The following is a 12,998-nucleotide window of genomic DNA, read 5'->3' as shown; positions in this document are numbered from 1 at the left end:
AAATCCGCCGGGAAGGGCCCCTTCTTCACGCTCGTCAGGCCTCCTGGGCCTCTTCCTTGAGCTTGTCCATGTCGATGTCGCGCGCCTGCTGGATCAGGTCTTCGAGCGTCTTCTCCGGAAGCGCGCCGGGCTGCGAGTAGATGACCGTCTTGTCGCGGATCACCGCGAGCGTGGGGATCGAGCGCACGTCGAAGGCGGCGGCCAGCTGCTGCTCGGCTTCGGTGTCGACGCTGGCGAAGACGATGTCGTCGTGGTTGCCCGACACCTTCTCGTAGGTCGGCGCGAACTGGCGGCACGGCATGCACCAGCCCGCCCAGAAGTCGATGATCACGAAGTCGTTCTCGGACACGACCTGATCGAAGTTGGCGGCGGTCAGCTCCACAGTGCTCATGCCGGGCGTAACGAATCGGGAAGGGCGCACATTCCCGCGCGGGCGCGTAGCGTCTCGGATGGAGCAACCCACGTTTCGCGGGAGGTGCGTATGGCCGACGGGGACATCCTCAGCCGGATCGACGAACTGGTCAGCGAGGAGCACGAACTCCGTGCGCGGGCGATCGGGACCGGGCTCAGCTCGGACGACCGGTCGCGCCTGGCCAGTGTCGAGCAGCAGCTCGACCAGTGCTGGGACCTGCTGCGGCAGCGGCGGGCCCGGGTCGAGTTCGACGAGGATCCGGACCAGGCTTCGGCACGGCCGATCAGCGAGGTGGAGTCTTACCGGCAGTAGGGGACGACGCCAGCCGGACACCCCACGCGCGCCATGAAAGGTCCTTTCCTTGCAAATTTTGCAAGGAAAGGACCTTTCATGGCGCGCGTGAGGAGTGGAACGGCGTCACGCTCCGTGGGGGGGCGAGCCGGGGCGGATCAGGCCGGGCACAGGGTCCCGTCGACGGGGATCTTCCCGTCGATCAGGAAAGCCCGCGTCGCGTCGGTGACGCACGGCGAAAGGGTCAGCGCACCGTGCCCGGCGCCCTGCCAGGTGATCGTCACCGCGCTCGGCATCTGGTCGGCGGCCCGGCCGGTGCCCTGCTCCGGCGTGACCGGGTCGGTCGCGGTGCCCGCGACGAGGATCGGCGGAGCGCCGGGGGCGCCGGCGGGCGGCAGCGGTTCGCGGCGCACGGGCCAGGGGCTGCACCACGCCAGCAGCTGCGCGGCGAAGACACCGAACTGCGGGTACTTGCCACGCAGCGTCGTCGTCAGGCGGGTGAGTTCTTCGGCCGAGAGCCGGGTCGCGCTGTCGTTGCATTTGGTGGCGAGGGTGCCGTCCAGCCGGGTCGGCCGGGCCCGGGTGTCCTTCAGCGCCGGTTCGGCGAACGCGGCCAGCGGCGTGACGTCGCCGGTCTGCGCGGTCTTGAGCGCCTCGGCGAGTTCCACCCAGCGTGAGCGTTGCGTGAGCCCCGAATAGACGGCGTACAGCGCGATCCCCGGCGTGATCTCGACGCCGTCGGTGGTCGTGGCGGGGGCGGCGCGGAGCCGGTCCGCGACGGCGTTCACGGCCGAGCGGGCGTCACCGAGCGGGCAGCCCCTGGCGATGCAGTCGGCGCCGAACGCGTCGAGTGTGGCCTGCGCGCCCGCGGCGACGGCGTCCTGGACGGCGGCCGTGTCGGCGCCCGGATCGGGCAGGCCGTCGAGCATGACCCGGCCCACCTGCGCCGGGAACCGCACGGCGTATTCGGCGAGGACCTTCGAACCGTCACCGCGCCCCAGCGCGTGCAGCCTGTCGAGGCCCAGCTGCTCCCGGAGTTCTTCGAGATCACCCGCGGCCCGCCAGCTGTCCATCGCGACCTGCGAGTCGTCCAGTTCGATCGCGCACTGCTGACCGGCCTTGCGCGCCGCGTCCACCACGGCTTCGAGGTCGCCCACGGCCGGGTCGCCGCCGAGCAGGTCGGCGCGGATCTCCGCCGGGATGCACTGGACCGGCACGGACGCCCCGGTCCCGCGCCGGTCGACGCCGATCAGGGAGAACTTCTTCAGGTACTCGGGCGGCAGCGTCGCGGCCAGCCGCGCGGCGTAGAGCGACCCCGGCTCCCCGTCGACGTCGTTGACCACGACGAGCGGAATCGGCCCGTCCCCGGTCTTGACCACCGACATCCGGGCGAGCCCGCGCCCCGGCAGGTCCGGCGCGTCGACCGTGATGGGCACCCTGGCGCAGGAGAACTTCAGCGTGTCCGGCACGGACGGCTGGCCCAGGCGCTGCCGGGTGGCCTCGTCGCAGTCCTCCCATTTGAGGGACGGTGACCGGGGTTCGTTCAGCGGCGGCAGCGGCACCTGCTGCGCGACCGTCGAGGAACCGGGGGTGGTCTTGCCGTCGTTGTCGATCACCGCCGGCCGCACCGAGGGCCCGGCCGTGCAGCCCGCGAGCACGGCCGCGGCCAGGACGGTCGTCAGGATCAGCCGTGGCCTGCGGCGGACGGTGCTGGCGGGGCGCACGGGCTGGTCCTCACTTTCCGGGCATGACAAAAGCTCGTGGGTGAGCTTCGCAGGTCGTGTGTCAGGCGCCGGTTAACGGGTGCGCTTGACCTCGCCGCGGAACACCGCGTCCAGGTCGTACCGGGCGACCTCGTCGAGCTGGGCGTAGGTGCAGGAGTCCGGCTCGCGGTCGGGGCGCCAGCGCTTGAACTGCGCGGTGTGCCGGAACCGCGACGGATATCCGCCCTCCGTGTGCTCGTAGCCGACCTCGACCACCTTCTCCAGCTTCAGCGGCACCCACGGGGCTTCCTTGGACTTCCACCGCGTGATCCCGCCGGGGATCCGCTGGTTCTCCCGCACGTTGTCGCCCAGCCACGGGTGATCGGTCCCGTCGGTGATCAGCGGCGCCAGCTCCTCGGCCAGTTCACGCCGCCGGGTGACCGGGAAGGAGCCGACGACGCCGGGGTGGTGCAGCACGCCGTCCTCGTCGTACAGCCCGAGCAGGAACGAGCCGACCAGCTCGCCCGGTTCGCCGTCGACGTGCCAGCGCAGCCCCGCCAGCACGCAGTCGGCGGTCCGCGAGTGCTTGTACTTCAGCAGCACGCGTTTGCCGGGGGTGTACGGCTCGTCGAGCGGTTTGCCGATGACGCCGTCGAGTCCCGCGCCCTCGAACAGCTCGAACCAGTGCCGCGCGACCGCCGGATCCGCCGTGGCCGGGGTCAGGTGGATGCCGTCGGAAGCCAGTTTCTCCAGCCGTTCCCGCCGTTTCGACGTCGGTTCGTCCAGATAGGACTCGTCGCCGAGCGCCAGCAGGTCGAACGCGACGAACTCCGCCGGGGTCTGCTCCGCGAGCAGCTTGATCCGGCTTTCGGCGGGGTGGATCCGGTCGGTGAGCGCGTCGAAGTCCAGTTTCCCGTCCCGGCCGACCACCAGTTCGCCGTCGAGCACGATCCGCTCCGGCAGCGTCGCCTTCAGCCGTTCGACGACTTCGGGGAAGTACCGGTTGAGCGGCTTCTCCGACCGCGACTGGAGGGTCAGCTCGTCGCCGTCGCGGAACACCAGGCAGCGGTAGCCGTCCCACTTCGGCTCGAACAGCAGGCCGCCGGAATCGGGGATGGCCTTCGCCGGTTTGGCGAGCATCGGTTTGACCGGCGGCGTCAAGGGAAGCGACATGACGGCCATTCTTGCCGTATCGGCGCGGTCAGCGCACCCGTTGCGGTGCTGCCGTGTCGAGTTCGAGCCGGACGGCGGTGGGCAGCACGTCGACCCCGAGCGATTCCCGCGCGCGGGCCAGCACGGTGCGGTCGAGCTGCTCCCAGACGCGTTTCAGGTCGGTGCCCTCGTTCAACCAGAGCGTGATCCGCAGCGCCGGGTTCTCACTGTCGCCGACCGCGCGGACCCGGGCGCGGCCGATCCCGTCGATCGTCTCGGCGTCGGCGCGGACGGCGTCGGAGATGGCCGAGGAGGTCACCACGAGGTCGTGGTCGAGTTCGAGGTCCGGACGGCCTTCCGGGCGCAGTGACCGGAAGAACCACCACAGTCCCAGCCACAGCAGGAGCACCCCGAGCACCAGCGCGCCGACGCGAGCCGGGAGCGCGTGCTGCGCGAGCCAGTCGAGCGCGAGGGGGTCGGCCAGCGGACGGCGGCCGCGGTAGGTGCCGAGCCAGCCGGCGCCGATCACGAGTACCGCGATCCCGCCGAGCAGCGCGAGGAGTCCGATGAGGACGGTCAGGATCCGTTCCGTGCCGGTGGACCGGCCGAGTGCCTTGGCGGAGACTGAACGGCTCATCGGCGGTCCTTCGGGGAGTCGACGACGACGGACACCTTCGGCCGCCGTACCAGGGGGACTTCGTCGAGCAGACCGGAGACCGTCTCCAGCAGCCGCGGCCGCAGCTCGCCTTCGGTCTCCAGCCTGCTCGTCGCGCGGACGCGGATCTTCTTGGCGGTGGCGGTGACCTTCGCGCCGGCGACGTTCTCCTGCGCGCGGACGGTCACCCCCACCAGCCGGGCGAGCGACCGCGGCGACGTGGTCACACTGACCTCGTTCGCCGGATCGGTCAGCCGGATGGCACGGCGCCCGGCCGAAGCCGCCGCGAGGATCAGCAGCAGGCCCACCACCCCGACGACGATCGCGGTGAGCCGGACCGGGGAACTGCCCCAGGACAGCTCCGCGAGCCTGTCGCGCCAGTCGTCCCACGGGACGAACAGCGGGCCGCGCCCCGGCCGCCACCAGCCCCAGCCGACCTCCAGCGCCAGGAGGACCCCGGCGGCGGCCAGCGCCAGCCCGATCAGGGCGGACAGCAGGCGGACGAACAAACGCATACCGGTTGCTCCTTCTAGCGGACGCGGGGCGCGATGTCGGGCAGGAGCGCGGAGACCGTGACGGAGATGTCGCGGACCCGGTACGAGGTGATCCGCTCGACCTCCTCGGTGACCCGGGCGCGCAGATCGCCGACGATCCGCCGTACCGGCGCCGGATAGTTCAGCGCGACGTCGAGCACGAGGTCGACGTCGTTGCCCTCACCGCCGACCTTCGCGCTCGCGCCGTGTGTCCCCAGCCCGAGTCCGGCGATCCGCCGTTCGGCCCGCGTGGTCCCATCGACCTGGTCCGCCGCGTGCTGCGCGATCTTGCGGACCACGGCGGGCGCGATGGTGAGGGTGCCGCGGTTTTCGGGGCCGCCTGGTTCGGGCGGGAGGGTCATTTGTCGCGGCCCCGGCCGAACAGGTCGCCGAGGTCGAGTTCGCCGTCGAGTACGCGGCCGAGGACGAGGCCGATGACGCCGACGGCCAGTGTCACCAGGAACGCGGTGAAGCCCTGGGTCGCGGCGAGGCCGAGGATGAGCCCGGCGAGCAGGCCGGTCTGGGTGCCGTTCATCATTCGACCCGCGAGGTCTCGGTCTCGCCGCCGTTCTCGTCCGGCAGGTGGATGTCGTTGACCGCGATGTTGACCTCGATCACCTCGAGGCCGGTGATCTGCTCGACCTGGCCGATCACGTTGCGGCGCACCGCCCGCGCCACGTCCACGATGCGCGCGCCGTACTCGACGACGACGTCGAGGTCGATCGCCGCCTGCTTCTCGCCGACCTCGACCGAGACCCCGGACGTGGTGACCGTGCCGGAACCGGGGATGCGCTCGCGGATCGCGCCGAAGGCCCGCGAGACCCCGCCGCCCAGCGCGTGGATCCCGGTCACCTCACGGGTGGCGAGTCCGGCCACCTTCTGGACCACCACCGACGAGATCGTGGTCTTGCCGGCGGCTCCTTCCTCGTTGAGGGTCGATCCCGTCCCGGCGCCCACCACCGGGGTGTCGGGCTTGCTCGCGCTCGGCTGCGCCATGAAGTTCGCTCCTTCTCGCACCTTGCGCCGCGCGACCCGCGCGCGGCGTTCCCTAACGCTCTCACCGACCAGGACACGCGCGCAGGGCGAGCCGTCACGTCATGTCCCCCGAACGGGGTAATCAGTTCCGGTTGCTCAGTCGGGATGCACGTCGACGACATGGACGTTGATCGCGGGCGGGGCGGAGCCGAGCTGGCCGGTCAGCGCCTCGGCGACCCGGTGACGCAGCACTTCCGCGGCCGCCGCTTCGACGCCGAAGCGGACCGTCACGAGCACCTGGAGCACTTCGTCTTCGAGCGCGACGGCCGAGACGTACACCCCGCCGAGGTCGCGCCCGATCTCCGCGGCGAGCCGCCGGGTCATCAGCACCAGCGCCCGCTCCGACACCTGCGTCTTCCCGCCCGCCGACGGCAGGTCGAGCGGCGAGGTGGTGTGCCTGCCGCGAACACCGCCGACCGAGCGGAGCACCCGTTCGACGAGCCCGGGCGGCGTCGGCACCGGACGGCTCGCGGCGGCGCGCACCTGCGCCCACCGGGGGTCGTCGCGCGGATCCTCGCTCATCACCGTTCCCCGGGTCGGAAGTTGTCGCCGAGCTTCGCCAGCAGCGCCACCCTGGCGCGGTGCAGCCGGGCCCGCAGCGCGGGCACACTCACTTCGAGGACCTCGGCCACCTCCTCGTAGGTCAGCCCTTCGAATTCTCGCAGAATCAGCGGGATCCGCTGGCCGACGTCCAGTTCGGCGATCGCGCGCAGCACCGCGCCGACCTGTTCCGCGCTCACCACGTGCCCTTCCGGACCGGGGACGACACCCGCGTCGCCCTCGTCGAGCGGCACCGTCGGTTTCCGGCGCCGGACCTGGCCCAGCGCGCCGTTGGTGGTCACCCGGTAGAGCCAGGTGGACACCGCGGATTCGTACCGGAAGCCGGGCAGCGCGCGCCACGCGGAAAGCCAGGCCTCCTGGACGACGTCCTCGGCCTCCGACGTGCTGCCGGTGATCCGCAGCGCCACGCGGTACATCCTGGCCGTGTGCCGCCGCACCAGGGTGTCGAAGGCACCGTGGTCCCCGCCGGCGGCCCTGGCCGCCAGTTCCTCGTCCGGAACCGGCGCGGGCTCGCTCACCCGCCCTCCCGGCGGCGGTAGCGCAGCATGGTGAAACCGTCCTCGGACAGCACCGACGCGAGGTCCATCCGCCGGGGCTCCAGGGTGGGACGGCCGTGTGCGATCCGGCCCGCGCCCGCGCCCGCCAGCAGGGGGGCGACCGTGAGGCACAACTGGTCGACGAGATCGGCGGCGATCAGGTCGCCGAACAGCGTCGGCCCGCCCTCGCAGTCGACGCGGTACAGCCCGCGTTTCCCGAGGAGTTCGAGCGCGGTCCCCAGATCGACGTCGTCGGTCCCGGCCAGGAGCACCTCGGCGCCCGCGCGCTCCAGCGCGGCTCGCGGGGCCTTCTCGGTGGTGATGACGATCGGCGGCACCTTCGTGTCGGTGAACAAGGGACCCGCGGGATCGAGGTCGCCCGACCGGGTGACCACGGCGATCGGCGGGACCTCCGACAGCCCGAGGGAGACCCGGCGGGCGGCCCGGTCGGCGCTGATCCGCGCGCCGCGGTAGCCCTCGGCGCGGGCCGTGCCCGCGCCGACCAGGATCACGTCGGAGAGCAGGCGCCCCAGCAGGAAGACGCGTTTGTCGGCCGGATGCGAAAGGCCCTCGGACAGCTCGTCGACCGCGGCCGCGCCGTCGGCGGAGCTGACGAAGTTGACCTGGACCCAGGGACGGGTCAGGTCTTCGGGATACCCGTAGAGCCGCTCCAGGTCGGCGTCGGAGACGGGATCCGCCGGTGTCGTTGGCCACAGAAGCCGCATACGCCTATCCCAGCACGCGCCCGACGACACCGCTGAGCGGGGGATACGCCCGTTCAGGGAGGGTGAACGGCCGTCGCCGGTGCCGTTACTCTCGGCGAATGCCCGCCCGCCTGATCGATCGCCGTCCGGAGCTGTCCGCCGACGAGCTGATCACCGCGCTCGTCCCGCCGCCCCGGTTCGACGCGGTCCGGTTCTCCACCTATGTGCCCAACCCCGACGAGCCGAGCCAGGCCGAGGCCGTCGTCACCTGTAGCGCGTTCGCGAAGCGCGTGGCGGAGACGTCGAACCGGAAGCCGAAGTCGAAGCTGCGCGCGCTGTTCGGCGGCGGGGACGAGACGCCGTCCGGGCCGAGGGGGCTTTATCTCGACGGCGGCTTCGGCGTCGGCAAGACGCACCTGCTCGCCTCGACGTGGCACGAGACCCCGTCGCCCAAGGCGTACGGGACCTTCGTGGAGCTGACCCACCTCGTCGGCGCGCTGGGGTTCGCCGAGGCGGTGCGGCGGCTGTCCGAGCACCGGTTCCTGGCGATCGACGAGTTCGAACTCGACGACCCCGGCGACACCATGCTCGTCACCCGGCTGCTGCAGGAGCTGATCTCGGCGGGCGTCTTCGTGGCGGCGACCTCCAACACGCTGCCGGACAAACTCGGCGAAGGCCGGTTCGCCGCGGCGGATTTCCTGCGCGAGATCCAGTCGCTGTCCGCCCGCTTCGGCGTCTGCCGGGTCGACGGCCCGGACTACCGCCACCGCGGCCTCCCGGACGCGCCGCCGCCCGCGAGCCCGGAGGAGCTGGAGGCGTCCGCCGCCGCCCATCCCGAGTCCACTGTGGACGATTTCGACGCACTGTGCGAGCACCTGGGCGGGCTGCATCCTTCGCGGTACGGAAGGCTTCTCGACGGCGTGACCCGCGTGCACCTGCGCGACATCCACCCGGTTCCCGACCAGAACGTCGGACTGCGGATGGTCGCCTTCGCCGACCGGCTCTACGACCGCGCGATCCCGCTGGTCGTCTCGGGCGAGCCGGTGCCGCTGCTGTTCACCGAGGAGATGGTGAACGGCGGATACCGCAAGAAGTACCTGCGCGCCGTCAGCCGTCTGACGGCACTGGCGCGCGACGCCGTACAGCCCAGGTGAGCAGCGCCCAGGTCCCGCAGACGGCCGCGACGGCGAACAGCGTGCCGCCTGCGACGTCGGTCAGGTAGTGGTAGCCCAGGCCGATCATGCCGACCGTGACCGCGCCGAGCACCACCGCGCCCACGATCGAGATGACGGCCGTCGCGACCCCGGGGCGGGCGAGCAGCACGAGCACGGTCAGCACCGCGACCAGCGCGACGGTGTGGCCGCTGGGGTAGGCGAGGTAGGTGTTCTTCCAGCGGCCGAAAAGCGGTTTGAGCACCCAGGTGTTGGCGGCGATGGCGACGAGCGGGCCCGTGAAGGTCAGTGCGGCTTCGAGCCTGCGCCGTCCCAGTAGGCACAGGGTGGCGGCGAGGAGCGCGACCGGGATCAGGACGTAGGCCTCGGTCGGCAGGACGAGTAGCCGCAGCAGGCCGAGGTCGCCGCCGAAGGTGCGTTCCACCCACTTGAGGGCGAGGACGTCGGGGCCCGCGAGCCCTTCCCCGGAGACCAGGAACCCGAGTACGGCCATGATGACCGCGCAGGTCACCGCGACGAGCCCGTACGGCGCTCTTCCGCTCATCCGGCGAGATTACGTGACAGGTGATCAGTCACCATGCAGGGACGGTTCGCGAGGACGAAGGGGGTTTTCGATGCGGATCAGTGTGGTCGGTGGCGGGGTGATCGGGTTGAGCTGCGCGTACCGGCTCGCCGAGGCCGGGCACGACGTCACGGTGCTCACCGCTGCCGCCCCCGGCGAGACGACGTCGGCGGTCGCCGGGGGCGTGCTCTTCCCGCCGCTGGCGGCGAACTCCGCCCGGGTCGACCGCTGGACCGCGGCGAGTGTGCGCGAATACCGCTCGCTCGGCGCGCCCGGTGTCCGCACGGCCAAGGGGACCTACCTCGTCCCGCGCGAGGCGCCGGTGCCGTCGTGGGCGTTCTCCATGCCGGACCTCGACCACGAACCGGGGCGGCTCGCCTTCACGACCGCGATGGTCGACACCCCGGTGTATCTCGCCTGGCTCGCCGGCCGGGTCGCCGCACTGGGCGCGCGCACCGAATACCGCACCGTTTCGCGGCTCGGCGACCTCGACGCGGACCTCGTGGTGAACGCGGCCGGGCTCGGCGGCGGGCGGCTGGCGGGGGACAGCACGGTGGTGCCGGTCGGCGGTCAGGTCGTCCACCTCGCCGACCCGGGGCTGACCGAGTGGATCGTCGACGGGTCTTCGCCGGTGCTGCGGCACGTGATCCCGCACGGACGGCACGTCGTCTGCGGCGGCACGCAGGAACCCGGACGGGATTCCGTCGAGCCGGATCCCGGTGTCACGGCGGACATCGTCCGGCGGTGCCGGGAACTCGTGCCCGAACTGGCGGACGCGCCGGTGCTGGGGGCGAAGGTGGGTTTGCGCCCGTTCCGTCCCGAGGTGCGGCTGGACCGCGAGGGGGACGTCATCCACTGCTACGGGCACGGGGGTGCGGGGATCACGCTGGCCTGGGGCTGCGCGGACGACGTGCTGGCCCTGGTGGTGAGCTGAAAGGGCCCTTCACCGCATGTGACGCGGTGAAGGGCCCTTTCCGTGCGTCGCATGCGGTGAAGGACGCTTTCAGCCCTCCCGCAATTAGAGGACGAAATGCGGGGGGTTAGAGGGCGGCGAAGGCGGCGAAGTCCGCTTCGGTCTGATCCGCGTAGCGCACGGCGTAGGCACCGATCGCCTCGTCGAGGTTTTCGTCGTCCTCGAAGTACCCCGCCAGCATCCGCGGATGCAGCGACCGCGCGTGCGCCCGTGCCAGCAACGCGCCCGCCAGCCGGCCGTAGTCGTCGAGGTGGTCCTTCTTCAGGTCCGCGGGATCGATGTCGCCCTTGAGGTTCCGGAACTGGCGCACGATGTACGGCAGACCGTCGATGGTCGTCCAGCCGAGCAGGATGTCCGTCTCGGCCTGCACGAGCCGCGCGCCCTCGACGATCCGGCGGCCCTCGTGCTCCGGCGAGGGCAGGCCGAGGTACGGCGCCAGCGCCGACGGATTGGCCTGCTTCACTTGCAGCACAAGGTCTTCACCGCTGTTCCCGTGCAGCAGCGCGACGTAGCTGCGCAGCCCGACACTGCCGGTGCCGACCACGCGGAAGGCCACATCGGACACCCGGTACCGCGAGATCAGCGTCCGCCGCGATTCGCGCAGCGTGTCCACATAGGACACCAGTCCGGTGATCACCGCGTCCGCCGTGGCGTCGTCCACATGCGTGAGCACCGGCGGGTCTTCGACGAACCGGTGCCGTTCGAGGCCGGTCTCGTGGTCGTCGATCCGCCGCGTCCACTTCGCGGTGACCTTGGCGCTGGTGTTCTTCCGCGCCTTCTCCGCGGCTTCCTCGAAATCGTCGATCAGGTCGTGCGCCTTGACCTTGTTCAGCACCGACGCGTCCGGCAGCGCGTTCCACGACCGCAGGAACGGCAGTTCGGCGAGCGCCCGGATCGTGCGCCGGTAGGACTTCACCGCGTCCTCGGCGGCCTCGCGGCAACCCGATTCGCCGATCCCGCCTTCGCGCCCGGCCAGCACGAGACTGGCGGCGAGCCGCTTGAGGTCCCATTCCCACGGCCCGGGCACGCATTCGTCGAAGTCGTTGATGTCCATCACGATCTGGCCCTCGGGCGTGCCGTACAGCCCGAAGTTCGCCGCGTGCGCGTCCCCGCAGAGCTGCGCCGTGAGCCCGGACGACGGCGAGCCCGCCAGGTCGGCGGCCATCAGCCCGGCCGCGCCGCGGTAGAAGGTGAACGGCGACGCGAGCATGCGCTCGCGCCGCAGTTCCACCAGCTCCGGGAGACGGCCTTCGTTGGTCCGCGCGAAGAACTCCGCCACGTCGGGCCGGTCGGCGCCCGCCGCCTCGTGATCGTGCGCGGACGTCGGCGCCTTGTCCCGCAGCGCCTTACCCCTCGCGAACCAGTCCTCCGGCGTCACCGTCTCGGTGCCGACCAGCGGCCGCTCCACCCACTCCCGCTCGTCTCCCATGGACAGGCAACGTACCGGCCGCCCGAAAGGTTCACCGGATCCCGACGACCTCCGTGATCGCGTCGATACCGCGGTCGAGTTCCTCGCGGGTGATCACCAGCGGCGGCGCGATCCGCAGGGTGTGGTCGTGGGTCTCCTTGCACAGCACGCCGCGTTCGGCCAGCGCGGTGGACGCCTCACGCCCGGTCGGCCCGCCGGGCGCGATGTCGACACCCGCCCAGAGCCCGCGGCCGCGGACCTCGGCCAGTCCGTCGCCGACCAGTTCGCCGAGCCGGGAGTGCAGGTGCGCGCCCAGTTCGCGGGACCGCTCCTGGAATTCGCCGGTCTTCAGCAGCCCGACCACGGCCCGCCCGATCGCGCAGGCCACCGGGTTCCCGCCGAAGGTCGAGCCGTGCTCACCCGGCCGCAGAACGCCGAGCACGTCCCGGCTGCCGACCACGGCGGACACCGGCATGATCCCGCCGCCGAGTGCCTTGCCCAGGGTGTAGACGTCGGCGCGGACCCCTTCGTGGTCCAGCGCGAGGACGGTGCCCGTGCGGGCGAGACCGGACTGGATCTCGTCGGCGATCAGCAGGACGCCGTGCTCGTCGCACAGCCGCCGCGCCTCGGCGAAGTAGCCCGACGGCGGCACGATGACCCCGGCCTCGCCCTGCACCGGTTCCAGCAGGATCGCGGCGGTGCGCTCGGTGATCGCGTCGCGCAGCGCGTCGACGTCGCCGTACTTCACCGTGACGAAGCCCGGCGTGAACGGCCCGAAGTCGGCGCGCGCGGTCTCGTCGGTGGAGAAGGACACGATGGTCGTCGTGCGGCCGTGGAAGTTCGACCCGGCGACGATGATCTCGGCCATCCCGTCGGGGACGCCCTTGACCTGGTACGCCCACTTCCGGGCGATCTTCACCGCGGACTCGACGGCCTCCGCGCCCGAGTTCATCGGCAGCGTCATCTCGGTGCCGGTCAGCTCCGCGAGTTCGCGGCAGAACAGCCCGAGCTGGTCGTGGTGGAACGCGCGCGAGGTCAGCGTGACCCGCCCGAACTGCTCGATCGCGGCGGCGATGAGCCCGGGGTGGCGGTGCCCGAAGTTCAGCGCCGAATAGCCGGAGAGGAAGTCGAGGTAGGTCTTGCCCTCGACGTCTGTGACCGAGGCGCCCTCGGCGGTGGCGATCACCACGGGCAGCGGGTGGTAGTTGTGCGTGCTCCACTGCTCGTCGAGCGCGATGAAGTCGGCGGTCGTCATGCGTTCAGGTTAGATGGCCATCCGTCTGCTTTCATCCGGGAAACGT

General features: G+C 71.5%; 17 protein-coding genes. 3 read left to right on the top strand and 14 right to left on the bottom strand.

Annotated features, from left to right (window positions below; all coding sequences use genetic code 11):
- Positions 1–34: 34 nt before the first annotated feature.
- Complete coding sequence (locus L324_RS02555) at positions 35–391, bottom strand: thioredoxin family protein (RefSeq protein WP_037303795.1); 357 nt, start codon at positions 389–391, stop codon at positions 35–37.
- Between the two features lie 90 nt (positions 392–481).
- Here L324_RS02555 and L324_RS02550 point away from each other — a divergent pair, with 90 nt between their 5' ends.
- Entirely contained in the window at positions 482–724 is a 243-nt protein-coding gene (locus tag L324_RS02550) for a DUF2630 family protein (protein WP_037303794.1), read from the top strand.
- Positions 725–861: 137 nt separating this feature from the next.
- Here the strand turns inward: L324_RS02550 and L324_RS02545 are convergent, their stop codons facing one another.
- The 10 genes from L324_RS02545 to L324_RS02500 form a co-directional block, all read right to left on the bottom strand.
- Complete coding sequence (locus L324_RS02545; protein ID WP_037303791.1) at positions 862–2,427, bottom strand: alpha/beta hydrolase; 1,566 nt, start codon at positions 2,425–2,427, stop codon at positions 862–864.
- Between the two features lie 72 nt (positions 2,428–2,499).
- Positions 2,500–3,579: an ATP-dependent DNA ligase gene (locus tag L324_RS02540; RefSeq protein ID WP_037304417.1), complete on the bottom strand. Its 1,080-nt coding sequence runs from the start codon at positions 3,577–3,579 to the stop codon at positions 2,500–2,502.
- A gap of 28 nt (positions 3,580–3,607) precedes the next feature.
- Entirely contained in the window at positions 3,608–4,195 is a 588-nt protein-coding gene (locus L324_RS02535; RefSeq protein WP_037303789.1) for a hypothetical protein, read from the bottom strand.
- On the bottom strand, positions 4,192–4,728 hold the full coding sequence (locus tag L324_RS02530; protein ID WP_037303786.1) for a DUF6286 domain-containing protein: 537 nt from the start codon (positions 4,726–4,728) through the stop codon (positions 4,192–4,194). The genes L324_RS02535 and L324_RS02530 overlap by 4 nt, the downstream gene beginning before the upstream one ends.
- Positions 4,729–4,742: 14 nt before the next feature.
- Complete coding sequence (locus L324_RS02525) at positions 4,743–5,108, bottom strand: Asp23/Gls24 family envelope stress response protein (protein ID WP_037303783.1); 366 nt, start codon at positions 5,106–5,108, stop codon at positions 4,743–4,745.
- Complete coding sequence (locus tag L324_RS43030) at positions 5,105–5,281, bottom strand: hypothetical protein (RefSeq protein ID WP_005157087.1); 177 nt, start codon at positions 5,279–5,281, stop codon at positions 5,105–5,107. Before L324_RS43030 ends, L324_RS02525 begins: the two co-directional genes overlap by 4 nt.
- Positions 5,281–5,742 (bottom strand): Asp23/Gls24 family envelope stress response protein, encoded by a 462-nt coding sequence (locus tag L324_RS02515; protein WP_037303781.1) that lies wholly within the window; start codon positions 5,740–5,742, stop codon positions 5,281–5,283. Before L324_RS02515 ends, L324_RS43030 begins: the two co-directional genes overlap by 1 nt.
- A gap of 135 nt (positions 5,743–5,877) precedes the next feature.
- Positions 5,878–6,303: a hypothetical protein gene (locus tag L324_RS02510; RefSeq protein ID WP_037303779.1), complete on the bottom strand. Its 426-nt coding sequence runs from the start codon at positions 6,301–6,303 to the stop codon at positions 5,878–5,880.
- Positions 6,303–6,860: an RNA polymerase sigma factor gene (locus L324_RS02505; protein WP_037303778.1), complete on the bottom strand. Its 558-nt coding sequence runs from the start codon at positions 6,858–6,860 to the stop codon at positions 6,303–6,305. The genes L324_RS02510 and L324_RS02505 overlap by 1 nt, the downstream gene beginning before the upstream one ends.
- Positions 6,857–7,603, bottom strand: a complete 747-nt coding sequence (locus L324_RS02500; RefSeq protein WP_037303776.1) for a pyrimidine reductase family protein — start codon at positions 7,601–7,603, stop codon at positions 6,857–6,859. Before L324_RS02500 ends, L324_RS02505 begins: the two co-directional genes overlap by 4 nt.
- Positions 7,604–7,701: 98 nt before the next feature.
- Here L324_RS02500 and zapE point away from each other — a divergent pair, with 98 nt between their 5' ends.
- Positions 7,702–8,736 (top strand): cell division protein ZapE, encoded by a 1,035-nt coding sequence (gene zapE / locus L324_RS02495; RefSeq protein WP_037303774.1) that lies wholly within the window; start codon positions 7,702–7,704, stop codon positions 8,734–8,736.
- On the opposite strand, the gene L324_RS02490 is transcribed toward zapE, so the two are convergent.
- Complete coding sequence (locus tag L324_RS02490; protein WP_037303771.1) at positions 8,690–9,298, bottom strand: phosphatase PAP2 family protein; 609 nt, start codon at positions 9,296–9,298, stop codon at positions 8,690–8,692. The two genes, zapE and L324_RS02490, sit on opposite strands and share 47 nt — an antisense overlap.
- Positions 9,299–9,368: 70 nt before the next feature.
- Between L324_RS02490 and L324_RS02485 the strand changes: the two genes are divergently transcribed.
- Entirely contained in the window at positions 9,369–10,250 is an 882-nt protein-coding gene (locus L324_RS02485) for an FAD-dependent oxidoreductase (protein ID WP_037303767.1), read from the top strand.
- A 106-nt stretch (positions 10,251–10,356) separates the two neighbouring features.
- Here L324_RS02485 and L324_RS02480 read toward each other — a convergent pair whose 3' ends face one another.
- Both L324_RS02480 and rocD read right to left on the bottom strand, forming a co-directional pair.
- Complete coding sequence (locus tag L324_RS02480; protein ID WP_037303765.1) at positions 10,357–11,718, bottom strand: DUF2252 domain-containing protein; 1,362 nt, start codon at positions 11,716–11,718, stop codon at positions 10,357–10,359.
- A gap of 31 nt (positions 11,719–11,749) precedes the next feature.
- Positions 11,750–12,952, bottom strand: a complete 1,203-nt coding sequence (rocD, locus tag L324_RS02475; RefSeq protein WP_037303764.1) for an ornithine--oxo-acid transaminase — start codon at positions 12,950–12,952, stop codon at positions 11,750–11,752.
- Between the last annotated feature and the right edge of the window lie 46 nt (positions 12,953–12,998).

Origin of the sequence: Amycolatopsis orientalis DSM 40040 = KCTC 9412, assembly GCF_000478275.1 — a bacterium.
Lineage (GTDB): Bacteria > Actinomycetota > Actinomycetes > Mycobacteriales > Pseudonocardiaceae > Amycolatopsis > Amycolatopsis orientalis.
This window is presented reverse-complemented; position numbering and strand designations above follow the sequence as displayed.

Coding starts and splice junctions, on each gene's coding strand:
- L324_RS02540 (WP_037304417.1), bottom strand. CDS start 3,579: ATGTCGCTTCCCTTGACGCCGCCGGTCAAACCGATGCTCGCCAAACCG.
- L324_RS02480 (WP_037303765.1), bottom strand. CDS start 11,718: ATGGGAGACGAGCGGGAGTGGGTGGAGCGGCCGCTGGTCGGCACCGAG.
- L324_RS02550 (WP_037303794.1), top strand. CDS start 482: ATGGCCGACGGGGACATCCTCAGCCGGATCGACGAACTGGTCAGCGAG.
- L324_RS02555 (WP_037303795.1), bottom strand. CDS start 391: ATGAGCACTGTGGAGCTGACCGCCGCCAACTTCGATCAGGTCGTGTCC.
- L324_RS02485 (WP_037303767.1), top strand. CDS start 9,369: ATGCGGATCAGTGTGGTCGGTGGCGGGGTGATCGGGTTGAGCTGCGCG.
- L324_RS02515 (WP_037303781.1), bottom strand. CDS start 5,742: ATGGCGCAGCCGAGCGCGAGCAAGCCCGACACCCCGGTGGTGGGCGCC.
- L324_RS02535 (WP_037303789.1), bottom strand. CDS start 4,195: ATGAGCCGTTCAGTCTCCGCCAAGGCACTCGGCCGGTCCACCGGCACG.
- L324_RS02510 (WP_037303779.1), bottom strand. CDS start 6,303: ATGAGCGAGGATCCGCGCGACGACCCCCGGTGGGCGCAGGTGCGCGCC.
- L324_RS02490 (WP_037303771.1), bottom strand. CDS start 9,298: ATGAGCGGAAGAGCGCCGTACGGGCTCGTCGCGGTGACCTGCGCGGTC.
- zapE (WP_037303774.1), top strand. CDS start 7,702: ATGCCCGCCCGCCTGATCGATCGCCGTCCGGAGCTGTCCGCCGACGAG.
- L324_RS43030 (WP_005157087.1), bottom strand. CDS start 5,281: ATGAACGGCACCCAGACCGGCCTGCTCGCCGGGCTCATCCTCGGCCTC.
- L324_RS02500 (WP_037303776.1), bottom strand. CDS start 7,603: ATGCGGCTTCTGTGGCCAACGACACCGGCGGATCCCGTCTCCGACGCC.
- L324_RS02525 (WP_037303783.1), bottom strand. CDS start 5,108: ATGACCCTCCCGCCCGAACCAGGCGGCCCCGAAAACCGCGGCACCCTC.
- L324_RS02530 (WP_037303786.1), bottom strand. CDS start 4,728: ATGCGTTTGTTCGTCCGCCTGCTGTCCGCCCTGATCGGGCTGGCGCTG.
- rocD (WP_037303764.1), bottom strand. CDS start 12,952: ATGACGACCGCCGACTTCATCGCGCTCGACGAGCAGTGGAGCACGCAC.